We start from the raw sequence: 25010 nt of genomic DNA on the forward strand, positions 1-25010 counted from the left end.
CGGGTTAAGCCAAGGGGCAATTGCTGCATCGAAACGGCACAGGCCCGACACAGGCACGCTGGGATTGTGCGAATCGCGATATGATGCGCGCATGGTACAGCTCGCATCGCAAACCCGTCGCCCCTTTGCGTCCACTCTAGCCAATGCGCTCGACTGGATGTTTCTTGCGTTGGTCCTCGGCCTTGCCCTTTCGGCACTGCTGCCGGCGAAGTCTGCCGCGCAATCGGACGGCGCGCCCTTTACGGTGATCGAGACCGGCCGCACCTATGGCGGCCTGCAAGCCGCCGTCGACGCGATCGGTGACCGGCGCGGCACGATCGAGATCGCGCCCGGCACATATCGCCAGTGCGCGGTCCAGACCCAGGGCGTGGTCCTGTTCGTCGCGCGCGAATATGGCACTGTGGCCTTCGATCGCACCGCCTGCGAAGGAAAGGCCGCACTGGTGCTGCGCGGGCTGGGTGCGGAAATCCGCGGTATCACTTTCAGCAATATCAGCGTGCCCGACGGTAATGGCGCCGGAATCCGCCTTGAAAAAGGGGTGCTCAACGTCGCCTATGCCCGGTTCCTCGATAGCCAGCAGGGCATCCTGAGCGCCAATGACACCGGCGGACGCATCTACATCACCCGCTCGACCTTCAGCGGGCTGGGCACCTGCGAGAATTCTGCCGGTTGCGCGCATTCGCTCTACATCGGCAATTATGGTGAACTGACGGTGGTCGACAGCCGTTTCGAGCGCGGTCGCGGTGGGCATTACGTAAAGGCGCGCGCGGCGCGGGTCACGATCGAGAACAACAGCTTCGACGACGCACAGGGAAGCGGCACCAATTACATGATCGACCTGCCGGCCGGCAGCCGTGGCAGTATTGCCAACAACTGGTTCGTGCAGGGCCGCGACAAGGAAAACTACTCCGCCTTCATCGCGCTGGGCGCCGAAACCGTGCTGCATCCTTCCGACGGCCTGAGCGTCCGCAACAACGAAGCCCGCTTCGTTCCTGGCCTGCAACGCCGCAGCGTGTTCTTCGCAGACTGGACCGGATCGCGGGTCGAACTGGCCGGCAATCGCCTTGCAAGCGGGTTGACCAATTACGAGCGGCGGTGAGCCCCAAGGCCCTATGAAACGTCGAGGCCGAGTTCTTCCGCAATCACCATGGCCCGGGCTTCGATTTCCTTGAAATCGACTTCCGGCATTTGTCCGGCAACGTCATAGAATGCCTGCTTGGAGTCCTCGTTGCCCATGGCAGCGCCGACGAGGAACCACGCCAGCGCTTCTTCGGAATCCTGCCCTACGCCTTCTCCCAGGTGGAACATCACGCCCACGCCGCGCACCCCGCCGCTATCGCCAAGCCGCGCGGCGCGCATATAGCTGTAGAGTGCGGCGCTGTAGTCTTGCGGCGTACCGCGCCCGGTTGCCTGCATGACGGCGAGGCTTACGATCGCATTGGCGTAATCCTCGCTCGCTGCTTCCCGGAAATAGCCGACGGCCTCCTCCAGCGAGCCATTTGCGGCACCGGTGTCGATCATCACCCCCAGCCGCCAGCGCGCGTAGTTTTCTCCTTGGGCGGCGGCGATCCGATAGTGCGATGCCGCTGTCTGCGCATTGGCCTGAACACCGTCTCCGTTCTCGTAAAACCGCCCTAGCCACGCATGTGCAAGAGGATCACCACGTTCCGAAGCGATGCGCGCTTCCTTCACCGCAGCGGTGTAATCACCACTCTCGTAAAGCGAGGCGATCTTGTCGGATGACGCGTTGCCAAGGCTGAAGATCAACACAAAGGCTAGAAAAACGGAGCGCAACATCACAGATCCCCCTCAAAAGCTCGAACATAGGATTGTTCGCATGCCGGGATCGGTGAGCCAAGGCTCTTGACCTGAAATGCCCAGCCAAGCTCGCCCGCGAGCCACATCGGTGTGCCTGCTTCAAACCCGAAGCGCGAATAGATCTCCGGATTGCCGAGGACAGTGATGCCCTTTGCCCCGTGCTCGCGCATCATGGCCTCACCAGCCTCGATCAGCGCTCGGCCGATACCCTTGCCCTGATGCGCAGGCTCGACTGCGACCGGGCCAAGCACGACCCACCCCGTGTCGCCATTGGCGAGGATCGCCGGGGAGTAGGTGATCTGGCCGATGATCGCCCCGCTCGCTTCGTCCACTGCCACCAGCGACAGCAGCAAGTCGCCGTCAGCCCGCAGGCGGTCAATCACATCCTGTTCGTCTCCATCCGAATAGGGGTGCCCGTCAAAGGCGCGTGTGACCATCGCGTGGATCGCGGCCTGATCGCCGGGTTGCTCCGTGCGGATCGAATAGCTCATGTCAGCAGGTGGCCCGATCTGTCGCGCTTGGTCGAAAGATAGCGGGCGTTGTGCGGATTATCGGGCAGTTGGTGCGGAACACGCTCGGCCACCGTGATCCCTGCTGCGGTGAGTGCATCGACCTTCGCCGGGTTGTTCGTCATCAGCCGGATTTCGCGGGCGCCGAGCAGTTCCAGCATCCGCGCTGCGGTGGGGAAATCGCGCGCTTCGTCCGGAAGGCCAAGCCGCTGGTTTGCATCGACCGTGTCGAACCCTTCGTCCTGCAGACGATAGGCGCGCAGCTTGTTGACGAGACCGATCCCGCGCCCTTCTTGCCGCAGATACAGCAACGCGCCCCAGCCGCCGTCATTGCGCGCATGCTCCGCCATCGCATGAAGCGCGGCGTCGAGCTGCGGCCCGCAATCGCATTTGAGGCTGCCGAGGATGTCGCCCGTCAGGCATTCGGAATGGAGCCGCACCAGCGGAAGGCGGTCGCCCGATTGTTCTCCGATGATGAGCGCGACATGTTCGCGCGTGTCGGCGGAGGAACGGAAAGCGACGATCTGCGCGTCCTCGCTGGCGCTTACCGGAAGCTTCGCACGGGTGATGATCCGCAGCGCGCCTGCATCGGCATATGCGCCGAGATCGCTGGCCGACAGCCGATGCGCTTCGCCCGCGTTTTCGGGATCGACCATGAATGCGGGCAGGATTCCGGCAATCCGGGCCAGTTCCATCGCCGCGCTGGCGGTCGCTTCCCAGTCCAGCGCCTCGGCGCGAAACGGGCCTTTGAGAGGGTTGGCAAGATCGAGGGCAGGATCGGCGATGGGGATGGCGCTGCGCAGGTCAAACGGTTCGCCACCGTGGATCAGCACAGGGGCATGCGGCACGGCGGCGTCGCGTTGGTTGGCGAGTTTGAGCGTCGCGGCGCGTGCCGCCGATATCAGCAGGCGCGTGCTGGTAGCCTCGATCGCAATTGCCGTCTCGATCGGAAGCAGGACAGGGCCATCCTCAAACGCCAGTGGCCAGCCGTGGCGCAGCGCGTCCACCGCCTGAGCCGCACGACGTGCCGCCGAGACCGGAGGCGATGCGTCGCTCAAATATCGAACTCGGTAATCAGCGGGACATGGTCGCTGGGCTTTTCCCAGCTGCGGGCATCCTCAAGCACGCGGTGCGCGGTCGACTGCTTCGCGAGATCGGCACTGGCCCACATGTGATCGAGCCGCCGCCCGCGATCATTCGCTTTCCAGTCCTTGGCCCGGTAGCTCCACCAGCTGTAATACCGCTCCGGATCGCGGATATGCTCGCGCCCGATATCGGTCCAGCCGTGGGCATCCTTGAACCTTTGCAGCGTCTCGACCTCGATCGGGGTGTGGCTGACAACCTTGAGCAGTTGCTTGTGGTTCCAGACATCGGATTCGAGCGGGGCGATGTTGAAATCTCCGACGATGAGCGTGGGCGTATCGAGCTTGTCAGCCCAACGGGTCATGCGTTCAAGGAAATCGAGCTTTTGGCCGAACTTGGGGTTGATCTCCCGATCAGGTTCGTCGCCACCGGCGGGGATGTAGACGTTTTCGACCACCATGCCCTTACCCACGACTTCGACCCCGACATGGCGCGCTTCGCCATTGTCCTGCCAGTCGTGGCGCGAAATCTCGCGGATCGGCACGCGGCTGACGGTGGCAACGCCGTGATAGCCCTTTTGACCGCAAACCGCCTGATGTTCATAGCCAAGCGCGGCCAGCGCCTCGGCGGGAAACTGGTGCTCCTGACACTTGATTTCCTGCAGGCACAAAATGTCCGGCGCGTGCTCCGCCAGATACTTCTCGACGATCGGCAGGCGCAGGCGAACCGAATTGATGTTCCAGGTGGCAACAGAAAGCATGTCTGGCGATTTAGGGAGACGCCGGGCAAAACGCCACCTCTCACTTTCCTGTCACAGTGGAAGGCGATAGCAGCACGGAAAAGATATCGGAGACTGGACATGATCAATCATCGCGCTCTCGCAATCGCTGCGGCTTCTCTGCTGCTGGGGGCCTGCACCACGACCACGGTCAATACCTATGGCGAGGAAACCGCGGCGAGCTCCGTTGCTCCGCCGGATGCCCCCCGCGCGAAGAACGTCATCCTGTTCGTCGGCGATGGCATGGGCATTTCCACCATCACTGCCGCGCGTATCTATGCCGGGCAGAAAAAGGGCATGAGCGGGGAGGAATATGTCCTGCCGTTCGAAACCTTCGACAATGTCGCGCTGGTCAAGACCTACAACACCAACGCGCAGGTGCCCGACAGCGCCGGCACGGCCACGGCGATGCATTCGGGTGAGAAGACCCGCATCGGCGTGCTCGGGATCGGTGCGGATGCCGTGCGCGGGTCTTGCGAGGACGCCCTTGCAAACCCGCTGCCGTTGCTGGGCGAGGAAGCCAAGCAGCGTGGGCTGGCGCTGGGCATAGTCACGACGACGCGGATCACGCATGCGACCCCGGCCAGCGTCTATGCACGCAGCGCCGATCGTGACTGGGAAGCCGACAGCGCGATTCCCGAAGGCGAGCGCGGAAAAGGATGCGCCGATATCGCCAGCCAGCTGGTCGCCGCGGATTGGGATGTGGCGTTGGGCGGCGGCATAGCGGCGTTTTTCGGGAGCGAGATGGGTGGAAGGCGGCTTGATCCTGCCGCCAACCTTCCCGGTGCATGGGCAGCGCGCACCGGCGGCACTTTTGTGAGCAACGCCGCGGCGCTGGAAGACGCACCTTTGGAAAAGCCCGTTCTCGGGCTCTTTTCGCCCAGCCACATGACCTACATGGCCGAACGCGAGAGTGGATCGCAGGAGCCTACCCTCACCGATATGACCGCGCAGGCCATCGCCCGGCTCAATCGTGACCCCGATGGATTTTACCTGCTGGTCGAAGGCGGGCGCATCGATCACGGCCACCACGCCGGGCAAGCGGGCTATGCGCTTGAGGAAGCAGTCGAATTCGCTCGCGCGATCGAATATGCGATCGCCAACACAGACCCTGAAGAAACGCTGATCATGGTCACTGCCGATCACAGTCATGTCTTCACCATTGCCGGCTACCCGCGGCGCGGGAACGACATTCTCGGCTTGGTCGTGCCGCCTGAAGGCGAAATGGCGAATGCTGACGAGCCGTTGGCGGCGTCTGACGGCAAACCTTACACCACGCTGGGCTATGCCAACGGGCCGGGAGCAATTGCCGGTGAACGCCCGCGCCCCGATACCGGAGTGAGCGCGCGCCAGCAGGCAACCGTGCCACTGGGCAGCGAGACTCACGCGGGCGAAGATGTCGCCCTCTATGCACAAGGGCCCGGAGCCGACGAAGTGCGCGGCGTGATTGAACAGAATGTGATTTACGACCTGATCCGCAGCGCCTTTGGCTGGAACTGACCTTAGCTTAGAGGCAACAAAAAACCCCTGTGCCGGGGGCGATGGCACAGGGGTTCGATGTTAGCGTTCGTCACGCTTTGGCAAGGCGGAGACTTACAGGGCGAAGGCAACAGGGGGGAAACCTTCGCGTTCAACCGCCTTGTTGAGAATGATTAGCCGGTTCCGGCTTTCAGTTGAATGAACGCGGGCGGAATTCTGTCGCATTCCTACAACTTTTCACCGCCCAACCGTTCAACGCGGGCGACGAGACGAACGGCGCGGATCGCGGAACTCAAACGTGCTTTCGGGCACGTCGATGCCGTACCGGTGATTCGAAAGCCGCACGGTGGTTCGGTAGTTCTGGGCGTCCCTCGCGACCCAGTTCATCAGCTGCAATCCGCCCGGTGCACTTGGATTGCGCTGGAAATTCATGATGATCCGGCCGAATTCCGGCCTGTCGGGGTCGCGCACGTCGACGCTGATTACCTGGGACGAGCCGGTGTCCACCAGCGTGCCGTATTGCTTCACGTCGCGATTGGGATCGAGCAGCGCGCCCAGCGGCGAATTGCGGATCGGCCAGCGTTCGACCTGATTGACCTCGTAATCGATCATGTAAAGCGAGCGACCGTTCGACACGACCAGAAGATCGGCATCGCGGCCATAATCGAATCGGATCTTGCCCGGCCGCTTGAGCGTCATCGTCCCGGCGACCGAGCGCCCGGCCCGGTCGGTCTGGGTGAAGTCAGCCTTCATGGTGGAGATGCTGCGCAGCGCGGTCACGGCGCGATCAAGATCGCCCGGATTGCTTTGCGCAGCCGCCGGAGCGCTCAATGGCAGAGGCGCCTGCCCCGATGCCAGCGCAAACGAAAATGCTCCGGCGCCCAAAAGCGCCAGAGCCGTACGGAGGATGAAAGGCTTTTTGCTCATGATCGCCCAGCTACTGCGTGAGCGTTGAACTGTCGATGAATTCCGGCGAGCGGAACCACGCGAGATCTTACTTGATCTTCGCTTCCTTGAACTCGACGTGCTTCTTCGCGACCGGATCGTACTTCCGGAACGACATCTTCTCGGTGATGTTGCGCGGGTTCTTCTTGGTCACGTAGAAAAAGCCGGTGCCTTCGGTCGACACGAGCCGGATCTTGACGGTTGCTGGCTTCGCCATGACGGTATCCTAAAATCGGGTGAGGCCGGTCCGGCCCGAAAAACAAAGGGCGACGCTTGGCGCGCCGCCTCACAGACGCGCGCCTCTGGGCGATTCACGGGGAAAAGTCAAGCTTCGGTGCCGTGACCCGCGTCACCAATCCGAACGCGAAGGTTTGCCGCGGTTGGCCTTTACCTCGCCGCGCGCTTTCTTTGCCTTCAGCCGCTGGGTTTTGCCGACCCGATTGAGCCGCGTCCTGGCACGCTTGCGCGGCGCGCGATGTGCGGCCTCAAGCAGCTCTTCGAGCTTCGCCCGCGCTTCCTGCCGATTCGCTTCCTGTGTGCGGTGTGTCCTGGCCGTGATCAGCAGATCGCCCGAAGCGGTCAGTTTCGACCCGGCCAGCTCGCGCAACCGCGCAAACACCGGGGGTGGCAGCCGCAGGGCATAGACGTTGACCCGCAGTTGCACTTCGGTCGCGACCTTGTTGGCGTTCTGACCTCCCGGCCCCGATCCGGCGAGGAAGCTTTCCTGAGCCAGCGCGTGAGCGCGGTTCAGAACCGTTTCATCCATCGGGCAATTCCGGGGCGGGCGGTGCGGACAGTCCGGCGCGCACGAAATCCTCGGGGAAGGGCGCGTAGGCAGTGATCCTCGATTTGCCTTCCCGGTCCAGCGTGAGAGTTTCAGCGTGAAGCATGGTGCGCGGTGCGCCGGTATGCTGCCCGTGGATCGGCCCATAAACCGGATCGCCCAAAAGCGGAGCCCCCAGCCCCTGCAGCGCATGGACGCGCAACTGGTGGGTACGCCCGGTTTCGGGGCGGAACCGGATGAGCGAGCGCCTGCGATCACCCTCTCCGATGGTTTCCAGCAATTCCCAATGCGAAACAGCCGGTTTGCCCTTCTTCGCCGCAATCATGCGCCAACCCTTCTCGGCCGAGCTGATTTTCGAAAGCGAAAGCTCGATCGTGCCCGATTGCTCGCGCGGTTCGATGTCGATCACGGCAAGATAGGTCTTGCCTACCAGCCGATCCTCGAACGCCTTGTTGAAACGCTTCAGCGCCTTGGGGTTGCGGGCGAGCAGCAGGCAGCCGCTGGTGTCGGTATCAAGCCGGTGGACCGCCATCGGGCGACGCTGAAATCCAAGCTTCAGTTCGTCGAGATGATCGTCGAGACACTTCCCTCCGCGCCGGGGACGGTCGACCGGCAGCCCTGCCGGCTTGTCAATCACCAGCGCTTCGCCGTCTTCATACAGGATCGGGATGGTCATGTGCGTCTTTCAGGCCGTGTGGCCATGTCAGGAGTTCAGATCAGTTTTGCAGCGAACAGGCCGCGCATCGCATTGCCCAGCTGGAACCCGCCGGCAAGGTCATCGAGCGTCAGTTCGGCTTCGCGGGCCTGCCCTTTCTCTATCAGATAGGCGCGCAAGACGCCGGGCAGAAGCCCTAGTCTGGCAGGCGGGGTCAGCAGCACGCCGTCACGTTCAACGAAAACATTGGTGTAGCTGCCTTCGGTCACCAGACCGTCGGCGCGAACCAGCAGCGATTCCACAGCGTCCACGCGCTTTGCCGCGTCCAGCGCGTCCTCGTAAAATCCTCGGTCAGATGTCTTGTGGGCCAGACGCCAGTCTGACGGATCGAGCGGATTGGGCAGCGCGATAACCGGAGCCGGACTGGGCAAGGGTGCTGGCAGCGGCCCGGTTTCCAGCGCCGTCGCGCCGCTGCGCGATGCCAGCAGCCGCAGCTTTGCCGGTTCTTCCAGCTCGAAGCACAGTGCCTGAATCTGGTTGCGCGCGGCATGGCGATCGAATTCAAAGCCCAGCGCCTGCGCGCTTCGCTTCATCCGCTCCAGATGCAATTCCAGCAGGGCGATGCCCGTTTCCGGGTCGAACGCCATAGTCTCGATCAGGTCGAACGCGGCGGCAGTGTGATCTGGAGAAGATCGCCGGGCGAACCCTGCCTTGACCTCGCATTCGCGACGTTCGGCCTGGCTGTCGCTGTCGGCGACGATGGCTGATCCGACACCCAGCACCGCGTCGCCCTGACCGTTTTCGATCGGGGTGAGGCGCAGCGTACGGATCGCGACGTTGAAAGCGGCGCTGCCATCGGCACCGATACGCCCGATCGCGCCGCAATAGGGGCCGCGTGCATCGCGTTCGACTTCGTTGATCAGCTCCATCGCGCGGATTTTCGGTGCTCCGGTGATCGACCCGCATGGGAAGATTGCCCGCACCAGATCAATCGCGCCCCTGCCATCCGCCAATTCTGCGCGGACCGTCGAAACCATCTGGTGCACGGTGGGATAGGTTTCGACCGCGAAGGGCGTATCGACCCTTACGCTTCCCGGCTCCGCCACGCGGGAAAGATCGTTGCGCATCAGATCGACGATCATCAGGTTTTCGGCCTTGTCCTTGACCGATGTCGCCAGTTCGCCGGCCAAAGTTGCGTCAGTCACGGGGTCGTCCGAACGGGGGCGGGTGCCCTTCATCGGTTTGACCTTCGCACTCTTGCCATCGAGCGCGACGAACAGTTCGGGCGAAAAGCTGAGCAGCCAGTGCGTCCCGTCAAAGATCATCCCGCCATAGCCTGCGCTCGCTGCCGAACGCAGCGCCGCGTAAAGCGCCACCGGATCGCCGCGATAGGACCCCGCCAGCGGATAGGTGAGGTTCGCCTGATAGATGTCGCCTGCGTGAATCGCTTCGCGCAGCGCCGCAAACGCCGCATCATATCCGCCGGGCGACAGCTGCGGGTCGAGCGGGCCAATGCTGGCGCTGCCCTGAGTTCGGGCGGACAGCCATTTCGGCACGTCGGCGGCGGCAATGCGCTCAGGCGGATCGAATGCGCCGAGCCATACAAGCGGTCCGTTCGCGCCGCTGCGAGCATCGGCCAATCCTGCAAGCTTAGGCTCAAGCGCGAGCCCTGCTTCATAGGCAATATAGCCGGCAATCTCTGATCCGGACTGTCGCGCCCGCTCAGCCGCTTCAAGCGGGACGGACACCTCCGTCGCCCTGTACGCGACGAAAACTTCGCGCGGCGCCGAATAGACCACCGCATCCGCCGCGCCATCCGCACGCGCATCGTCCAGCAATACGAATATCTGTGTCGGTTCGGCCTGACCCATGTTTCACGCATTAGCCCAAACGCGCGCCAAGTCGAGACCTTGACCGCTACGCTTTGGCTCTGCACACCGCCTGAAAGCACTTCGGGGTAAGGGAAGCATACAGAACATGAGCGACATTTTTCTGGGACTGGGCGGCAATGGCGAAAACCAGAGCCTCGCGCTGTCGCGCGCGAACCGGCACGGACTGATCGCCGGGGCGACCGGCACCGGCAAAACGGTGACGCTGCAGGGACTCGCGGAAAGCTTTTCTGCGGTAGGCGTGCCGGTATTCGTGGCCGACGTGAAGGGCGATCTCTCCGGGATCGCCATGCCCGGCTCACCCACTTTCAAGCATGCCGACAAGCTGGAAAGCCGGGCCAAGGAACTGGGCATGGAAGACTATGCCTATTCCGACAATCCGGTGGTGTTCTGGGACTTGTACGGAGAGCAAGGCCACCCGATCCGCACCACGGTCAGCGAAATGGGCCCGCTGCTGCTCGCGCGCCTGCTCGATCTCAACGAGACGCAGGAAGGCGTCTTGCAGATCGTCTTCCGCTATGCCGACGAAAACGGGCTGCTGTTGCTCGATTTCGGCGATTTGCAGGCGATGCTGCAATGGGCGAACGAGAACGCTGCAGAGCTTTCCGGCAAATACGGCAACGTGTCGAAACAGTCTGTCGGCGCGATCCAGCGCCAGTTGCTTTCGTTTGAAGCCCAAGGCGCGAATCACTTCTTTGGCGAGCCTGCGCTGGAGATCGATGATTTCCTGAAAGTGGACGAACAGGGTCGGGGCCATGTCAACGTGCTTGCTGCCGACAAGCTGATGCGCGGACCCAAGCTCTACGCCACTTTCCTCCTGTGGCTCTTGGCCGAATTGTTCGAGACGCTGCCCGAAGTGGGCGATCCGGAAAAGCCAAAGCTCGTGTTCTTCTTTGACGAGGCGCACCTGCTGTTCGACGATGCGCCGAAGGCTTTGCAGGAAAAGATCGAACAGGTCGTGCGCCTCATCCGCTCAAAGGGTGTGGGTGTCTACTTCGTGACGCAGAACCCGATCGACATTCCCGAAGAAGTCGCAGGGCAACTGGGCAACCGCGTGCAACACGCGCTGCGTGCCTTCACCCCGCGCGATCAACGCGCGATCAAGGCTGCGGCGGAAACCTTCCGCATCAATCCCGATCTCGATGTGGCAGCCGCGATCACCGAACTGAAAGTGGGTGAAGCGCTGGTTTCGACGCTGGACGAAGAGGGTGCGCCCACCGTGGTTCAACGGACGCTGATCAAGCCGCCGCGTTCGCGCCTTGGCCCGGTCACGCCAAAGGAACGCGCGATCATCCAGTCGATCAGCCCGTTCGAGGGCAAATACGACACCGCGATTGACCGCGAAAGCGCCGAGGAAGTGCTGCTGGCCAAGGCTCAGGATGCGGTCGATACCGCCGAAGAGGTGGCCGAACAGGGCGAGGAAGAGGTGCGCAAGCGCTCGCGCAAATCGACCTCGATCTGGGAAAAGGCGATCTCGCGCGGGACGAAGGTTGCCGCGGGCGGGCTGGCCGGTGTGGCAGCGGCCAAGGTGCTGGGCAAGAAAAGCCGCGCCGATCCGGTGGCGTCGGGGATCACATCGGCGGCCGGCTCGATTGCTACCGATCTGGCTGGGCCGATCGCGGGGCGTTTCGTTCGCAACCTGATTGGCGGGCTGATGCGGTAATCAGAGCGGCAGGCGCAATTCCGCGCGCAGCCCTCCGCCCTCTCGGTTTCCAAGCACCAGGTCGCCCCCATGCTGCTGCGCTATGGCGCGGGCCAGCGTCAGCCCCAGCCCGGCACCCCCGGTCGCGCGGTTGCGCGATGCTTCGCCGCGGGTGAAGGGCTGCATCATTTCCTCGATCCGGTCAGGGGCTATGCCCGGCCCGTCGTCATCCACCCGCAGCACCGCCGTGTCGCCATCGCGCAAGATGCTGATCCGTGCCGCCTCTCCATATCGCACCGCGTTGGAGACGAGATTGCGCAGCGCCCGCCTTACCCAGGTCACCTGTACATCCGCGACAATCCGGGGAAGCTCGGCAATGGTCACAGGGTCGCCCAGATCCTCGAATTCCTCGACCACTCCCAGGGCGAGCTTGCCTAGATCGACCGTTTCTCGCCCGCTTCCATCACGACCAACGCGTGACAGGGTGAGAATATCGTCCAGCGTGGCGGTGATATCCTCGATGCTGGAAGCCATTTTCTGGCGCTGGCTTTCGTCTGGCACGCTTTCGATGCGAACACGCAGGGCGGCGAGCGGCGTCTTGAGATCGTGCCCGATCGCGCCAAGCATCACGTCCTTTTCGTCGAGCATGGCTGCGATCCGCGCCTCCATTGCATTGTGCGCGGCAATCAGACGGCGAGTATCGGCCGGGCCGCGCTCTTCCAGGCGAACCACCTTGCCCGGCTGGCGAGAGAAATCGTCAAGCCGATCGGTGAGATCGGCAAGCGGGCGGGTGATCCGGCGCAGCACCAGATAAAGAAGCGATACCAGCACCAGCAGGATCACCAGCGTCTGCAACAGGATCGTCGTGATGCCGCCTGTGCCGCGCGGCAATTCGGCCTGTCGCACCGTCAGCCATCCGGCGTTGCCCGGACGTTCGACAGAGGCCACCAGCAAGGTGCGCTCCTGCCAATCGGGTGGCGGTGCAGACGGGCGCATCTGGATTGCGTTGACGACGAATGGATCTGCCGCAGCCTTTCGCCGGGTCACGCGGACTTCGCTCACGATGATATCCTGCATCGTCAGCATGTCGCGCAGTGTCGTTTCATAGGATGCTAGCCGGCGTTCGTCGGCACCGACGGGAGAGACCTCGCTCGTCTCCACCCCCAATCGCAAGCGCCGGGCAAGCGTGGGTTCTCCATCATCCCCGATGCGCTGCGCCCTTTCCGCTCTTCTTGCGGCACGACGCAGCGCATTGTCCTGCCTTCGGCGGTCGCCCAATCGCGAATTCAGGCGTTCGGCCCGGTTCTGTTCGGCAATGATCCTGAAGGCGATGGAACTGACGATGGCGGTTTCGCGCCGGTTTTCGGATGCCTGGAACAACAGCACGGCGGAAATTGCCTGCGCGACAAGCAGCCCGATGGTGAGCACCAGCATGACCTGACCGAGCAGGCTGGAAGGGATCAACCGCTTCATCTCGCGCTGTCGGGCGATGGGGCGATCCGCTTTACCTGTGCGGCAAAGCGATACCCGCCTCCGCGCACGGTGAGGATCAGTTGCGGATCGCGGCTGTCGGCTTCGATCTTGCGCCGCAGGCGACTGATCTGGTTGTCGACGGCGCGATCGAACAGATGGGCCGCGCGTCCTTGCACCAGATCGAGCAGCAGGTCGCGGTCCAGCACCTTGCGCGGGCTATCGAGGAAGGCGCGCAAGAGACGGAATTCTGCGGTGGAGATCGGGACGGTTACGCCTTCGGGATCGGTCAGTTTGCGCTTCAGCGGATCAAGCATCCAGCCTTCGAACGCATAGTGCCAATCCTCCATCTCCTGCTGCGGCGACGTCCCGCGACCGACCCGGCGAAGGACGGTGCGGATGCGGGCGACAAGCTCGCGCGGCTCGAACGGTTTGACGACATAGTCATCCGCGCCCAGTTCCAGCCCGACGATCCTGTCGGTCGCCTCGCCGCGTGCGGTGAGGAAGATGACCGGCAACTGCCGCGTTTCGACCAGATGGCGGCACAGCGAAAGACCGTCCTCCCCCGGCATCATAATGTCGAGCAGGACGATATCCGGCCGAATTTCTGTCAGCACCGATCGCGCAGCCGCCGCGCTCGCCGCTTCGGTAACGCCGAAGCCCTGCGCGGTGAGATACTCGGCCAGCGGCTCGCGCAGGGTCGGTTCGTCATCGACCAGCAGGATGCGGATTGGGGCGTCGTCGTCCATCAGGGTGTTCATGAAAGCAGCCGGACCGGCGCGCAACCCGTGGGAAGCAGGCCGGTCCGGCAATTTATCGGTTTCCGGATCAGTTTGCAGGCCGTTGGCGCTGCATCCGGCGTTCGCCACGCTGTTCGCGCATCGCGCTGCGGGCGGCCTCGCGTTCGGCAGCGGTGATGGTGCCGGAACCATCGGTGTCGACCTTGGCAAAGCGGGCTTCGATTGCTGCGTCGAATTCGGCTTTGGTCACGACGCGATCCTGATTGGTGTCAGCCTGACGCAGCATCCGCATTCCGCGCTGGCCGCCGCGAGCTTCGCCGCCGCGTCGGCCCTGTCGTGCTTCGGCGCGCTCTCCGCGCTGGCCGCGCTCTCCACGAGCCTCGCGGGCAGCCCGAAGCTCGGCTTCGGACAGGGCGCCGCTGCCGTCGCTGTCAAAGCGTTCAAGCATGCGTTGCTGGCGTTCGGCCCTGCGTTCAATGCGCTTCGCCTCACGCGCTTCCTGCGCTGCGGCCATTTCGGCGGGCGAGATTTCACCGTCGCCATTGGTATCGGTCTGCGCAAAACGAGCGGCGCGGCGCGCCTCGCGGTCTTCGGCGCTGATCTGGCCGTCGCCATTGGCATCCATCCGGGCAAACCGGGCGGCGCCGTGAGCCTTGGCCTCGGCGAGCGAAATTTCGCCGTCGCCATTGGTGTCGGCTGCCTGCGGTCCGCCGTGCTGCTGGGCAATGGCGGCACCCGCCCCGCCCAAGGCCAGGGCTGCGGCCGCAATCGAAAGGGTCAATGTGGTTTTGCGCATGATCGTAATCCTCGTCCTCTTGGTTCGTCACAAGAGTTGCGACGAGGCGCCGGAGAAGACTTCGGGCACCTTGCTGCACCGGTTGGGCATAGGGGCAGGCCCGCCCGGCAGGTAACGCCGCATCGTCAGGGGAGGGGTGCCACTGGCAACCTCGCCGCAACTCATGACACCCGTTCTAAGGCGGGCGTGTCGCAGGATTATGCCGAAAGACGGCAAAAGTGTCGCGGATTGTATCGCAGGGGCGCCGTCGTTCATCCAAGCGCCAGAAAAGCCCGCCTTTCAGTCCCTTCAGCCGGGTGCAACCATGCAGAAGGCGTTGAGCTTGTTGCCATCGGGATCGCGGAAATAGCCGGCATAGAACCCGTCGTCGCCGCGTGGCCCCGGCGCACCTTCGTCGCTGCCGCCATTGGCCAGTGCGGTATCATAGACCGCCTGCACCTTTTCCGGGCTGTCCACTTGCAGGGCGACCATGGTGCCATTGCCCACTGTAGCTTCGGCTCCGTCAAACGGCTTTGTCGCGGCAATGCCTGCCGGGCCGCCCATTTCGCCCCAGGCGATGAAAGTGTCGAAATCCATCATGCGCCCGACGCCGAAATGCGCCGCGATTGCATCGTAGAATTTCGCCGCGCGGGCAAGGTCATTGGTGCCGAGGGTAACGTAGCCGATCATGTGCATTCTCCCTGATGCGAGCCGCCCTTCGCGACTCGCAATAGGAGAACATTAATAGAACATGTGTCACTGCGCAATCACGCTCAAAGCGGCGCGGTTTGTGCCTCGAGCCATGCCAGATCGTCACCTTCGAGTTGCGGCGCGACGATTTCGCGCACTGTCGCATGATAGGTGTCGAGCCAATCGATCTCGCTCGGAGTCAGCAGGCTCTTGTCGATCAGGGTGCGATCGATCGGTACGAAGGTGAGGCAGTCGAACCCGAGGTAGCGGCCCTCCGCCCCTTCGATTTCACGCTCCACCGTCAGCACGAGGTTTTCAATCCGGATGCCGAATTCGCCCGGTTTGTAATAACCCGGCTCGTTCGAGAGGATCATCCCTGCGAACAATTCCTGCGCAGTACCGGCCTGCCCGCCCATCGGCTTGGCAATGCGCTGCGGGCCTTCGTGGACGCCAAGGAAGCTGCCGACACCGTGGCCGGTTCCGTGCGCGTAATCGACCCCGCCTTCCCACAGATATTGCCGCGCCAGAACGTCGATCTGGCCGCCGCAGGTCCCTTGCGGAAACACTGCACGATCAATCTGGATGTGGCCTTTCAGCACGCGGGTGAAGCGGTCCTTCATTTCCGCCGTGGGCTGCGCGCTGTCGGGCGAATTGATCCAGACCGTGCGGGTGATGTCGGTGGTGCCAGCGGGATACTGGCCGCCCGAATCGACGAGATAGATCGAACCCGGCGGGATCGGGATATTGCTGTCCTCGTCCACCTTGTAGTGCGGCAGCGCGGCGTGACCGGAGGCGGCGCTGATCGTGTCGAAGCTGGTGTCGCGCAGATCGCCGTGCTCGCGCCGGAACCCCTCCAGCTTGGCCGCAGCAGCAAGCTCGTCGATCCCGCCTGCGGGTGCGGTCACTTCCAGCCAGCGCAGGAAGCGGCTGACGGCGGCTCCGTCGCGCGCCTGCGCGTCGCGGTGGCCCTGCACTTCGGCGGAGTTCTTGATCGCCTTGGCAAGGATTGTCGGATCCTGCTTGAAGGTGAATTTCGCGCCGCCTTCGCGCAAGGCCTGCGCGATGCCGACGACGCCGAAATCGGGATCGACGCTGACCTTCTTGCCCTTAAGTTCACCCGCAAGTGCCGGGGCAAATTCGTCGCGTGCACGGATTGTCACCGCATTGCCGAGATGCTGCGTGAGCTCGGGCGTTACCTTCTCAGGCGCGATGAACAGCTCCGCGCGACCGTCGCTATGCGCGATGACATAGGACAGCGCCACCGGGGTATGCGCCACATCCGTGCCACGGATATTGAGCAGCCATGCGATCGAATCGAGCGCCGGGATTACCACCGCGTCGAGCCCCTGATCGGTGAGCCAGTCCGCCACCGCCGCACGCTTGTCCGCCGATGATCGACCGGCAAGGTCTTCGGCATGGACGATCGCAACGGCATCCGAAGGTGCGGGCTGATCGGCCCATACGGCGTCGATCGGATTGCTGTCTGCCGGGACCATTGCGATCCCTGCAGGTTCGACGATCTTCTCCAGCGCCTCGACCCAGCTCCATGTGTGAAGCCACGGATCATAGGCGATCTTCGCGCCTTTCTCGCAGACCTCGGCCAGCCAGTCGCCCAGCCGATCGCCCGGAATGCTGCGATATTCGAACAGCGATCCGTCGACCTGCTCGCGCACCTGCACGGTGTAGCGCCCGTCAACGAAGATCGCCGCGTGGGTCAGTGTAACCGCGGCGAAGCCAGCCGACCCGCCAAACCCCGTCAGCCAAGCGAGCCTTTGGGCATAATCGCCGACATATTCGCTCATGTGCTCATCGGAGATCGGAATGATGAAACCGGCAAGGCCGCGCCGCTTCAGCTCTTCGCGCAGGGCCTTCAGTCGGGCTTCGTGGGTTTGCATCAGCATCTTGTCGGCTCCCGGCTTGCGCGCGGGCCTTGCCGCGCGTCAGAGTATGTCTAGAACCCCCCACATAGGCCGCTTGCCTGCGGCTTTCCACCGGGCACTTTGTTCAAGGAAGTTTTCAACGTGTCGAAATCCCGCCTGAGCGTTCTGACCATCGCCTCCGCCCTTGCCGCCTTGATCACCAGCACCGCATCCGCCGATACACATGAGGACAATACCAGCGTGACCATGACGCCTCCCGTCGCCGAAAAGCGCGAACACAGCTACACCCACCACGGCATCACGATTTCCGACCCGTATGACTGGCTCTACGACAAGTCCTATCCGACCGTCGATGACGAGGATGTGCTCGACTATGTGAAGGCGGAGAACGCCTATTTCGAAGCGCAGATGGCTCCGCAGGCGGAATTGACCGAGGCGCTGTTCACCGAGATGCGCGCCCGGATCAAGGAAGACGACAGCACCGTGCCGCAACGCCGGGGCGACTTCCTCTACTGGTCCGAATTCGAAGAAGGCGCGCAATATCGCAAGCATTACCGCAAGCCCGTGGCAGGCGGCGAAGCGCAATTGATCCTCGACCAAAACGAACTCGCCGAGGGGCTCGAATACTTCAGCCTCGGCGCGCTGTCGGTGAGCAAGAGCGGGCGCTATCTCGCCTATTCGACCGACACCAACGGTTCCGAACGCTACACCGCGCGGATCAAGGATCTGGAAACTGGAGAACTGCTGCCGGACGAGATTCCGGGCATCCGTTCGGGCCTCACCTGGGTCGCGAACGACACCGCGCTGGTTTACGGCCCCGCCAATGAGAACTGGCGCACGCTCGAGGCGAAACTGCACGTGATCGGCACCGGCGTCGATGAAGACGTGACCCTGTATGAAGAGGCCGACGAAAGCTTTGGCGTGGGCGCGGGGCTTTCTGCGCAGGAGGATTACCTAATCATCGCCACCGGCGACAACGAGACGAGCGAAGTGCGCTTCGTTTCCGCCGACAACCCCACCGGACCGCTCACGCTGGTGAAGGAACGACGCAAGGGCGTAGAATACAGCGTCGACATCCGTGAAGGGGAAGTCTGGGTGTGGACCAATGACGATCACATCAACTTCCGCCTCGCCAAGGCCGATCTGGCGACGCCGGGCCAATGGGAAACGGTGATCGCGGGGTCGGATGAATTCTACCTCACCGATTTCGACCTGTTCGAAGGTTTCTTCGTCACCGAAGGGCGCTTGAACGGCCTCGATCAGGTGCAGATCCGCAGCTATGACGCGCCCACAGCGGCAAAGCCGATCGCCTTCCCCGAAACGAGCTATACCGCCGGGCTGTCGAACAATCCTGAATACGCGCAGACCAAACTGCGGCTGTCCTATGAAAGCATGGTGACGCCGGATTCGGTCTATGATTACGATGTCGCCGCAGGGTCGCTCGAACTGCTCAAGCAGCAGGAAATCCCGAGCGGTTATGACGCGTCGCAATATGTGACCGAACGGCTGACGATCCAGGCGCGCGACGGGACGATGGTTCCGGTCAGCATCCTCTATCGCAAGGATCGCGACGAAATGAACGGCGGGCCGGGCGGTCCGCTGCACCTCTATGCCTATGGCGCATATGGCTATGCCGTGCCGCCGGGCTTTTCGACCACGCGGCTTTCCCTCGTGGATCGCGGTTTCGCCTATGCTATCGCGCATATTCGCGGCGGCGATGATCTGGGGCGGCGCTGGTATCTGCAGGGCAAGATGTTCGAGCGGACCAACACCTTCAACGATTTCGTCGACGTCGGGCGCGGATTGATCGCCAAGGGCTACACCGTCGAGGGCAAAGTTACCGCCAGCGGCGGTTCGGCGGGCGGTGAATTGATGGGCGCGATCGTCAATCAGGACCCGGCGCAATACGGCGCGATTGTCGCGCATGTGCCGTTTGTCGATGTGCTCAACACCATGCTCAACAAGGACCTGCCGCTGACGCCGGGCGAATGGCAGGAATGGGGCAACCCTATCGAGAGCAAGGAAGCCTTCGCCTATATCCTCAGCTACTCGCCCTATGATCAGGTGAAGGCGCAGGATTACCCGCCGATGCTGGTGACGGCAGGGCTGAACGATCCGCGCGTGACCTATTGGGAGCCGGCAAAATGGGTCGCGAAGCTGCGTGATACCAAGACCGACGACAATGTGCTGCTGATGAAGACCAACATGGGCGCAGGCCATGGCGGCCAATCGGGCCGCTGGAACAGCTTGCGCGAAACGGCGGAGGAATTCGCCTTCATCCTGTGGCAGATGGGCATGGCCAAGTGAGGCTGGCCGATTACCTCGGCAAGCAACTGAAATCGGACGAGATGATCGATCTGCTCGAGGCCCACGCGCTTGAGGTCGTCTATCATTTCGACCACTTTCACGAAGGTGCGCCGGATGAGTATCGCATTACCGACGCGTCCGCCGGTTTCGAGATGCTGCGCGACGAGAGCCAGAAGGTCAGGACGGTCTTCTGCTACGTGAGCGCAGAAGGCGGGATCTCCGCGATTGAGCCCGCAATCGTCGGAGTGCCGTTCCTCCATTCCATCGCTGAAGTCGAAGCGACGGGCCGGACGATGGAATGCGAGTTCTCATCCAAGGAAGGGATCGAGTTTCTCGGCCGCGAATTGAGCTGGGCAAAGCTGACGTTCGGCGCCCGCGCCTGGCACTACGAGTTCGAGAACGCGGCGCTGCGAAAGATCACACTGATGGAAGGCTGGTCCGCGCCATGACGAGAGCATTGATCGGAATCGAGATCGTCTGCCTTTTGGTGGTGCTGTTGCTTGCGTTCTATGCGCTGTCATGGACAGGGCCGGAAAACTGGGCCCTCGTCGGCCTGTTGCTGTATGGCGGCCCTGCGCTGATTGTCCTTTTGGCAGCAATGATCGTGGCGCTTATCCTCGTGACAACTTCCAAGGCCGAAGCCGTGCAGAAGACAAAGCTCAGATGGTGGGCCACCATGCCTGCCGTAATCGGGGCCCTGTTGTTCACTTCAGTCGTCTTGTTCAAGACCAGTTGATGCCCAACCGCTTTACCCGCACCTTCACCGCCGCGCCCGAGCACATTGACGAGCTGGGCCACGTCAACAATTCGGTCTGGGTCCAGTGGATCCAGGACATGGCGACCGCGCATTGGGAGGCCGTGGCGGCGAACGCGCATCAGGAGCAGTTCTTCTGGGTCGTGATCCGGCACGAGATCGATTATCGCGGCAATATTTCCGAAGGGGAAAGCGCGCTCGGCACGACATGGATCGAAGGCGATCCGCGCGGGGCCAAATCGGTGCGACGGGTCGAGTTCACCGACCCTAGCGGCAAGGCGCTGGTCAGCGCGGCGACCACTTGGGCCATGCTTGATCGTGAAACGGGCAGGCTGGCGCGGATCAGGCCCGAAGTGCTCGCGCCCTTTGCGCAAGATTAGGCTGCGGCCTCGCCGGCAGGGCGTTGCTGGGGCCGTTCGCTGAACACCTTCAAGCGCTCGAAATACATCCGGTTGCGGCCCGTGGCCTTCGCTTCATAGAGCAGCCGGTCGGCGCGGGCGTAAAGATCGTGGAAGCCCATCAGGGTATCGGATGCGCGCGGCAGTTCGATCACGCCCATGCTGGCGGTGACGGGGCGATCCAGCCCTTCGACATCGCTCGCGATGCGCAGCGGCACGGCCTGGCGCAGCGATTCCGCCCGCTCGACCGCGCGCTTGCCGCGCAGCAGAAGCACGAATTCCTCCCCGCCAAGCCGCACCGCAATCGTATCGCGATCTTCCCCGCCGCGGATCGCGTCGGCGCAGGCGATCAGGGCACGGTCGCCCACCTGATGGCCGAAACGGTCGTTGATCTGCTTGAACCGGTCAAGGTCGATCAGCGCGAAAGTGTCGAAACCTTGCCGGCGCAATTCGCCAAACCGTGCTTCCAGCGCGCGCCGGTTCATCAATCCCGTCAACGGATCGCGTTCGGACAGCTGCTCCATCATCCGCGCTTCCGAAACTGCGGCGTCGCGTTCGCGTCTGATCTTGATAATCCGATCGACGATCCCGAGCGAGGTAAACACCACCTCCATCACCGCGCCGATGCGGAGCAGCCACTGTGCATCGATATAGCCGCCATCGGTGCCGAGCATGGTCCCGATCCGCAAGATGCCCAGAATCACGAACGGCACCCATGCCACCAGCTGGAACCACACTGCCCTGCTGCCCCGGCGGGCGGCATCGATGACGAACCACATCATCAGCGCCAGCATCGGTGCGAAAGTGGCGTAGTAGAATTTGGCGGAATAGGGTTCGAGCGCGTCGATCCGTGCCATCCTCGCCAGTGTGATCACGATCAGGCAAACGGCGGCGATTTCCAGCGCCCGGCGCAGTTTCATGGACTGTCGCTCGGTTTCGACGAACCGCGTGGCGAACATCACAGCGCAGACCATCACGAGGCCGAAGGAACCGATGGCCAGATGGTTCATGGGATTGATCGACATCGGCCAATACAGCACGATCAGACCACTGGTCATCAGATGCATCGCCATCGCCAGCGCAAGACCCGCGTGCCACAACAGGAACGGGCCTCGCAGCGCCTTGTAGAACCCCAGATTGAGGATCGCGGGCAACAACAGGAAGCCGACGAAGATCGCGATCGTCACCCTTTCCCATTCGGCATTCGGGTCTTCTCCGCGAGGTTGCGACACAATCCGCGCGGAGGTGATGGTCGTGGGAAATTCCGCGCCCTCGAAGACCGCGATGTGAGCGGTGATCTCCGGTCCACTAAGCGCGACGGGAACCGCAAAGCTGACCCCTGCTGCGCTGGCCATGATGTCCTGTGCTTCGTGGCGCTCCACCGCCGCCGCGCTGTTGCCACGGACTGCGATCATGGTCAGGGCGTCGAGATAGCCGGTGCGGGTTTCGAAATAGCCGCCTTGTCCGTCCTCGGCATTGATCCGTACCGCAATCCGCCCCGGTCCGAGCGGCGGTGTGGTACCGTCGCAGTGCCAATCGAGCGCGGCCGCCGGGATCTGGGCGATGGCCAGACTTTCCGGTACGCTCGCCGCGCAAATTCCCTGGTCTGCCGCGGCTTCGCCTGCCGATTGCGCGCGCAGCCCTTCAGGTGCCAGCCACAGGGCCAGCATCGCCATCAAGGCGAAAAAGGACGAAAGACGCGGAGCGGACATGGTCGCGTCATAGCTTCGCACCTGTTACGATGCCCTTAAGAGCGGACCATTCTGATCAATAGAAAAGAACCGCAAGACAAGGGTTTATCATTGATGAAAAAGCCCTGCGCGAAAGCCCGTAAGGCGGAGAGGCGCACCTTGGCCCGGCTCTACACACTTGACACAAACCGATCATATGGGAGTCGTAATTTGGTCGGGAACGGAATGAAAATGGCCTTGTCGAATTCACATATTGCGCTGACGTGTGCGCTCGCCACGCTTAGCAGTCCTGCTCTGGCACAGGACGATCAGGCTCCGCCGCAAGATCTGGCCGAGGTCGAGGTCAACCCAGCTTCCTCCGTTGAAGACGGAGCTGTACGATCACTCAAGACAACCGTTGAAGCAGCAGACCATAGCACAAGCGTCATTTCAGACGACATGTCCCCGAACCCGCACGGCAACGGTTGGAGTTTCAAGCCGATCGGTCGCCTTCAATTCGACGCCGGCCATATCGATGTCCCTACTTCGACCGGGAGAAATCACGGCTTTGGCGCGGGAACTCGGCGAGCGCGATTGGGCGCATCGGGCGATATTCCGGGTGGTTTCGACTACAAGATCGAATTCGATTTCACTGCTGGCGAGGCAACAGTATTCGACGCGAATCTATCCTACGCAGTTGGCGATGTCGAAATCCTCGTGGGTCAGTTCAACACCTTTCAGGGGCTGGAAGAACTGACCAGCAGCTTGCACACCAGCTTCATTGAACGTGCGGCATTCACCGATGTCCTTCCGTTCGAACGCCGCGTCGGCGTCGGGGCCGTTTATCAAAGCGGCGATGTTCTGCTCCAGGCTGGCATCTTCACCGACAACATGATCGACCTGCCCAACAAGAACCGCAGCGTCGATGCGCGGGCAGTGTTCATGCCGAAGCTGGGCGACGCCCAGCTGCATCTGGGCGGTTCGGTGCACTACAACCGCCTCGAAGACGGCGCGACGCTGCATTACCGCCAACGTCCGGGAGTGCATTTCAGCTCCGACCGTTTCATCGACACAGGCGCATTGGCCGCCGATGGTGAACTGGGCTTGGGGCTTGAAGCGGCTGTGATCTCCGGTCCGTTCCATGTTTCGGCAGAGACCTTCTGGCAGACCGTCGACATGACGACAGCGCCAAATGATCCGACCTTCTTCGGCGGATCGATCGAGGCTGGCTATTTCCTTACCAAGGGCGATCGCCGCGGTTACAAGAACGGGACCTTTGACCGGGTGTTGCCCGCCAATCCTGTCGGTGAAGGCGGTATCGGTTCGGTGCAGGTCAACGTCCGTTATGATCGCCTCGACATGAACGATGCGGGCATCATCGGTGGCATCCAGGACGGCTATGCCGCTTCGATCGTGTGGAAGCCGACGGACTACACCATGCTGCTCGCCAATTACGGGCATCTGGAATACACCGATGCAGCTTTCCCTGCCGCCGGTGGAGATCGTCAATACAACGTCGATACCTTCGCTGTGCGCGCGCAGATCGACTTCTGATCAGGAGCCGGACGCTGCCCTTTGTCACATGCCTGTCAAAAGCGCCGGGTAACGGCGCGCAATATCCAAAGTCAGGAACGAACACCATGAAATCGACCACCACTGCCATCATCGCCCTCGCAGCCACGCTGGCACTTGGCGCCTGTGATGCCACCGGGGGTGGCGGCGCGCGCGATTCGATCCGCGCTGTCGGGTCATCGACGGTGTTCCCCTTTGCCAAGCTGGTGGCAGAACGCTTTGTCCTTTCCAATCCGACCTACAAGTCGCCGCTGATCGAATCGACCGGCACCGGCGGCGGCATCCAGCTGTTCTGCTCTGGCAAGGGGCCGCACACGCCTGACATGGCGAATGCGTCGCGCCGGATGAAGGCGAGCGAATTCGACAATTGCGTCGCCAACGGGGTCGAGGAAGTGATCGAGCTCAAGGTCGGCCTCGATGGCATCGCCTTCGCCTCGTCCAAGGGCGGGATCATGCTCAACCTGTCGCCCAAGATCGTCTACGAAGCGATTGCGGCAAAGCCCTATGGCCGCGAACAGACGGCCAAGACCTGGGCCGATGTCGATCCCTCGCTTCCTGCCGAACCGATCCTTGTTTACGGCCCGCCGAGCACTTCGGGCACACGCGATGCGCTCAAGGAACTCGTGCTCGAAGCCGGTTGCGATACCAATCCGGAAATGAAGGCGCTGAAGGACAGCGACAAGGATCGCCACCAGCAGATCTGCACCGAAGTGCGTTCGGATGGCGCCTATGTCGATCAGGGCGAGCAGGACAACCTCATTGTCCAGAAGATCGAGAGCAATCCCAAGTCGGTCGGGGTTTTCGGCTACTCCTATCTCGAAGAGAACCTCGACAAGGTGCAGGGCCTGCCGATGAACGGTGTTGACCCGACCTATGAGAACATCGCCAGCTTCGCCTATCCGGGCGCGCGTCCGCTGTATGTCTACATCAAGAAGGCCCACATGCGCGCGATCCCAGGGCTTGATCTGTACCTGCAGGAATGGATCAAGAGCTGGACCGCCGAAGGCCCGCTCGCCGCGATCGGCCTCGTCGCCCTGCCGGCTGACGAAATGACCGAGAACGCCCGCCGCGTGAACGAGCAGGTGATCATGACCCGCGCCGATCTGACCGGCGAATAATTCCAACCGGAATTCAAATGCATAAGGCGGCGCTTCCCAGGCTGGAAGTGCCGC

24 protein-coding genes are annotated in these 25010 nt (G+C 62.6%); 9 read left to right on the plus strand and 15 right to left on the minus strand.

Features of this window, described 5'->3' with window-relative positions:
- Window positions 1–91: 91 nt before the first annotated feature.
- Window positions 92–1099: a right-handed parallel beta-helix repeat-containing protein gene (locus L1K66_RS03260; protein WP_252259598.1), complete on the plus strand. Its 1008-nt coding sequence runs from the start codon at window positions 92–94 to the stop codon at window positions 1097–1099.
- A gap of 11 nt (window positions 1100–1110) precedes the next feature.
- Here the strand turns inward: L1K66_RS03260 and L1K66_RS03265 are convergent, their stop codons facing one another.
- Genes L1K66_RS03265 through xth form a run of 4 tightly spaced genes read right to left on the minus strand, consistent with a single transcriptional unit; the run spans window position 1111 to window position 4170 of the window.
- Window positions 1111–1797 (minus strand): tetratricopeptide repeat protein, encoded by a 687-nt coding sequence (locus tag L1K66_RS03265; RefSeq protein ID WP_252259599.1) that lies wholly within the window; start codon window positions 1795–1797, stop codon window positions 1111–1113.
- Window positions 1797–2309 carry a GNAT family N-acetyltransferase gene (locus L1K66_RS03270; RefSeq protein ID WP_252259600.1) on the minus strand — a complete coding sequence of 171 codons (513 nt, stop codon included), beginning with the start codon at window positions 2307–2309 and terminating at the stop codon, window positions 1797–1799. The genes L1K66_RS03265 and L1K66_RS03270 overlap by 1 nt, the downstream gene beginning before the upstream one ends.
- Window positions 2306–3385: a GTP cyclohydrolase II gene (ribA, locus tag L1K66_RS03275; protein ID WP_252259601.1), complete on the minus strand. Its 1080-nt coding sequence runs from the start codon at window positions 3383–3385 to the stop codon at window positions 2306–2308. Before ribA ends, L1K66_RS03270 begins: the two co-directional genes overlap by 4 nt.
- On the minus strand, window positions 3382–4170 hold the full coding sequence (xth, locus tag L1K66_RS03280; protein ID WP_252259602.1) for an exodeoxyribonuclease III: 789 nt from the start codon (window positions 4168–4170) through the stop codon (window positions 3382–3384). Before xth ends, ribA begins: the two co-directional genes overlap by 4 nt.
- 99 nt (window positions 4171–4269) lie before the next feature.
- Between xth and L1K66_RS03285 the strand changes: the two genes are divergently transcribed.
- Window positions 4270–5688, plus strand: a complete 1419-nt coding sequence (locus L1K66_RS03285; RefSeq protein WP_252259603.1) for an alkaline phosphatase — start codon at window positions 4270–4272, stop codon at window positions 5686–5688.
- 231 nt (window positions 5689–5919) lie between these two features.
- Here the strand turns inward: L1K66_RS03285 and L1K66_RS03290 are convergent, their stop codons facing one another.
- The 5 genes from L1K66_RS03290 to pabB form a co-directional block, all read right to left on the minus strand.
- On the minus strand, window positions 5920–6594 hold the full coding sequence (locus L1K66_RS03290) for a LolA family protein (protein WP_252259604.1): 675 nt from the start codon (window positions 6592–6594) through the stop codon (window positions 5920–5922).
- Between the two features lie 67 nt (window positions 6595–6661).
- On the minus strand, window positions 6662–6829 hold the full coding sequence (rpmG, locus tag L1K66_RS03295) for a 50S ribosomal protein L33 (RefSeq protein WP_034956237.1): 168 nt from the start codon (window positions 6827–6829) through the stop codon (window positions 6662–6664).
- Window positions 6830–6961: 132 nt separating this feature from the next.
- Window positions 6962–7378, minus strand: coding sequence for an alternative ribosome rescue aminoacyl-tRNA hydrolase ArfB (arfB, locus tag L1K66_RS03300; RefSeq protein WP_252259605.1), 417 nt, complete (start codon window positions 7376–7378; stop codon window positions 6962–6964).
- Window positions 7371–8072: an RluA family pseudouridine synthase gene (locus tag L1K66_RS03305; RefSeq protein ID WP_252259606.1), complete on the minus strand. Its 702-nt coding sequence runs from the start codon at window positions 8070–8072 to the stop codon at window positions 7371–7373. Before L1K66_RS03305 ends, arfB begins: the two co-directional genes overlap by 8 nt.
- Window positions 8073–8107: 35 nt before the next feature.
- The gene (gene pabB / locus L1K66_RS03310; RefSeq protein ID WP_252259607.1) at window positions 8108–9922 is read right to left on the minus strand and encodes an aminodeoxychorismate synthase component I; all 1815 of its coding nucleotides are present in this window, start codon (window positions 9920–9922) and stop codon (window positions 8108–8110) included.
- Window positions 9923–10028: 106 nt separating this feature from the next.
- Here pabB and L1K66_RS03315 point away from each other — a divergent pair, with 106 nt between their 5' ends.
- On the plus strand, window positions 10029–11603 hold the full coding sequence (locus L1K66_RS03315; protein WP_252259608.1) for a helicase HerA-like domain-containing protein: 1575 nt from the start codon (window positions 10029–10031) through the stop codon (window positions 11601–11603).
- Here the strand turns inward: L1K66_RS03315 and L1K66_RS03320 are convergent, their stop codons facing one another.
- The 5 genes from L1K66_RS03320 to L1K66_RS03340 all read right to left on the minus strand — a co-directional run bounded on the left by L1K66_RS03320 (window position 11604) and on the right by L1K66_RS03340 (window position 17158).
- A complete protein-coding gene (locus L1K66_RS03320) occupies window positions 11604–13055 on the minus strand; it encodes a sensor histidine kinase (protein ID WP_252259609.1) in 1452 nt (483 codons plus the stop codon).
- Window positions 13052–13801 (minus strand): response regulator, encoded by a 750-nt coding sequence (locus L1K66_RS03325; RefSeq protein ID WP_252259610.1) that lies wholly within the window; start codon window positions 13799–13801, stop codon window positions 13052–13054. The genes L1K66_RS03320 and L1K66_RS03325 overlap by 4 nt, the downstream gene beginning before the upstream one ends.
- Window positions 13802–13880: 79 nt before the next feature.
- On the minus strand, window positions 13881–14588 hold the full coding sequence (locus tag L1K66_RS03330; RefSeq protein ID WP_252259611.1) for an EF-hand domain-containing protein: 708 nt from the start codon (window positions 14586–14588) through the stop codon (window positions 13881–13883).
- Between the two features lie 288 nt (window positions 14589–14876).
- Window positions 14877–15257, minus strand: coding sequence for a VOC family protein (locus tag L1K66_RS03335; protein WP_252259612.1), 381 nt, complete (start codon window positions 15255–15257; stop codon window positions 14877–14879).
- An 83-nt stretch (window positions 15258–15340) separates the two neighbouring features.
- The gene (locus tag L1K66_RS03340) at window positions 15341–17158 is read right to left on the minus strand and encodes an aminopeptidase P family protein (RefSeq protein ID WP_252259613.1); all 1818 of its coding nucleotides are present in this window, start codon (window positions 17156–17158) and stop codon (window positions 15341–15343) included.
- Window positions 17159–17383: 225 nt separating this feature from the next.
- On the opposite strand from L1K66_RS03340, the gene L1K66_RS03345 reads away from it, so the two are divergent.
- From L1K66_RS03345 to L1K66_RS03360, 4 genes are read left to right on the plus strand one after another with little or no spacing between them, the layout of a single operon-like run.
- Entirely contained in the window at window positions 17384–19444 is a 2061-nt protein-coding gene (locus tag L1K66_RS03345; protein ID WP_252260578.1) for a S9 family peptidase, read from the plus strand.
- Window positions 19441–19893 carry a hypothetical protein gene (locus L1K66_RS03350; RefSeq protein WP_252259614.1) on the plus strand — a complete coding sequence of 151 codons (453 nt, stop codon included), beginning with the start codon at window positions 19441–19443 and terminating at the stop codon, window positions 19891–19893. Before L1K66_RS03345 ends, L1K66_RS03350 begins: the two co-directional genes overlap by 4 nt.
- Window positions 19890–20180, plus strand: a complete 291-nt coding sequence (locus tag L1K66_RS03355) for a hypothetical protein (RefSeq protein ID WP_252259615.1) — start codon at window positions 19890–19892, stop codon at window positions 20178–20180. Before L1K66_RS03350 ends, L1K66_RS03355 begins: the two co-directional genes overlap by 4 nt.
- Window positions 20180–20578 carry an acyl-CoA thioesterase gene (locus L1K66_RS03360; protein WP_252259616.1) on the plus strand — a complete coding sequence of 133 codons (399 nt, stop codon included), beginning with the start codon at window positions 20180–20182 and terminating at the stop codon, window positions 20576–20578. Before L1K66_RS03355 ends, L1K66_RS03360 begins: the two co-directional genes overlap by 1 nt.
- On the opposite strand, the gene L1K66_RS03365 is transcribed toward L1K66_RS03360, so the two are convergent.
- The gene (locus L1K66_RS03365; protein ID WP_252259617.1) at window positions 20575–22308 is read right to left on the minus strand and encodes a sensor domain-containing diguanylate cyclase; all 1734 of its coding nucleotides are present in this window, start codon (window positions 22306–22308) and stop codon (window positions 20575–20577) included. The two genes, L1K66_RS03360 and L1K66_RS03365, sit on opposite strands and share 4 nt — an antisense overlap.
- A 210-nt stretch (window positions 22309–22518) precedes the next feature.
- Here L1K66_RS03365 and L1K66_RS03370 point away from each other — a divergent pair, with 210 nt between their 5' ends.
- Window positions 22519–23820 carry an OprO/OprP family phosphate-selective porin gene (locus L1K66_RS03370; protein ID WP_252259618.1) on the plus strand — a complete coding sequence of 434 codons (1302 nt, stop codon included), beginning with the start codon at window positions 22519–22521 and terminating at the stop codon, window positions 23818–23820.
- Between the two features lie 86 nt (window positions 23821–23906).
- Window positions 23907–24956: a substrate-binding domain-containing protein gene (locus tag L1K66_RS03375; protein WP_252259619.1), complete on the plus strand. Its 1050-nt coding sequence runs from the start codon at window positions 23907–23909 to the stop codon at window positions 24954–24956.
- Window positions 24957–25010: the final 54 nt, after the last annotated feature.

The sequence above is a fragment of the Erythrobacter aurantius genome, from assembly GCF_023823125.1.
GTDB lineage: Bacteria > Pseudomonadota > Alphaproteobacteria > Sphingomonadales > Sphingomonadaceae > Erythrobacter > Erythrobacter aurantius.

Bases quoted from the DNA above. Each gene is read 5' to 3' on its own strand.
- L1K66_RS03340 (WP_252259613.1), bottom strand. From the start codon at position 17,158: ATGCTGATGCAAACCCACGAAGCCCGACTGAAGGCCCTGCGCGAAGAG.
- L1K66_RS03360 (WP_252259616.1), top strand. From the start codon at position 20,180: ATGCCCAACCGCTTTACCCGCACCTTCACCGCCGCGCCCGAGCACATT.
- pabB (WP_252259607.1), bottom strand. From the start codon at position 9,922: ATGGGTCAGGCCGAACCGACACAGATATTCGTATTGCTGGACGATGCG.
- L1K66_RS03325 (WP_252259610.1), bottom strand. From the start codon at position 13,801: ATGGACGACGACGCCCCAATCCGCATCCTGCTGGTCGATGACGAACCG.
- L1K66_RS03290 (WP_252259604.1), bottom strand. From the start codon at position 6,594: ATGAGCAAAAAGCCTTTCATCCTCCGTACGGCTCTGGCGCTTTTGGGC.
- xth (WP_252259602.1), bottom strand. From the start codon at position 4,170: ATGCTTTCTGTTGCCACCTGGAACATCAATTCGGTTCGCCTGCGCCTG.
- L1K66_RS03355 (WP_252259615.1), top strand. From the start codon at position 19,890: ATGACGAGAGCATTGATCGGAATCGAGATCGTCTGCCTTTTGGTGGTG.
- L1K66_RS03365 (WP_252259617.1), bottom strand. From the start codon at position 22,308: ATGTCCGCTCCGCGTCTTTCGTCCTTTTTCGCCTTGATGGCGATGCTG.
- L1K66_RS03305 (WP_252259606.1), bottom strand. From the start codon at position 8,072: ATGACCATCCCGATCCTGTATGAAGACGGCGAAGCGCTGGTGATTGAC.
- L1K66_RS03285 (WP_252259603.1), top strand. From the start codon at position 4,270: ATGATCAATCATCGCGCTCTCGCAATCGCTGCGGCTTCTCTGCTGCTG.
- L1K66_RS03345 (WP_252260578.1), top strand. From the start codon at position 17,384: ATGACGCCTCCCGTCGCCGAAAAGCGCGAACACAGCTACACCCACCAC.
- arfB (WP_252259605.1), bottom strand. From the start codon at position 7,378: ATGGATGAAACGGTTCTGAACCGCGCTCACGCGCTGGCTCAGGAAAGC.
- L1K66_RS03375 (WP_252259619.1), top strand. From the start codon at position 23,907: ATGAAATCGACCACCACTGCCATCATCGCCCTCGCAGCCACGCTGGCA.
- L1K66_RS03260 (WP_252259598.1), top strand. From the start codon at position 92: ATGGTACAGCTCGCATCGCAAACCCGTCGCCCCTTTGCGTCCACTCTA.
- L1K66_RS03315 (WP_252259608.1), top strand. From the start codon at position 10,029: ATGAGCGACATTTTTCTGGGACTGGGCGGCAATGGCGAAAACCAGAGC.
- L1K66_RS03330 (WP_252259611.1), bottom strand. From the start codon at position 14,588: ATGCGCAAAACCACATTGACCCTTTCGATTGCGGCCGCAGCCCTGGCC.
- L1K66_RS03265 (WP_252259599.1), bottom strand. From the start codon at position 1,797: ATGTTGCGCTCCGTTTTTCTAGCCTTTGTGTTGATCTTCAGCCTTGGC.
- L1K66_RS03335 (WP_252259612.1), bottom strand. From the start codon at position 15,257: ATGATCGGCTACGTTACCCTCGGCACCAATGACCTTGCCCGCGCGGCG.
- rpmG (WP_034956237.1), bottom strand. From the start codon at position 6,829: ATGGCGAAGCCAGCAACCGTCAAGATCCGGCTCGTGTCGACCGAAGGC.
- L1K66_RS03370 (WP_252259618.1), top strand. From the start codon at position 22,519: ATGGCCTTGTCGAATTCACATATTGCGCTGACGTGTGCGCTCGCCACG.
- L1K66_RS03320 (WP_252259609.1), bottom strand. From the start codon at position 13,055: ATGAAGCGGTTGATCCCTTCCAGCCTGCTCGGTCAGGTCATGCTGGTG.
- L1K66_RS03270 (WP_252259600.1), bottom strand. From the start codon at position 2,309: ATGAGCTATTCGATCCGCACGGAGCAACCCGGCGATCAGGCCGCGATC.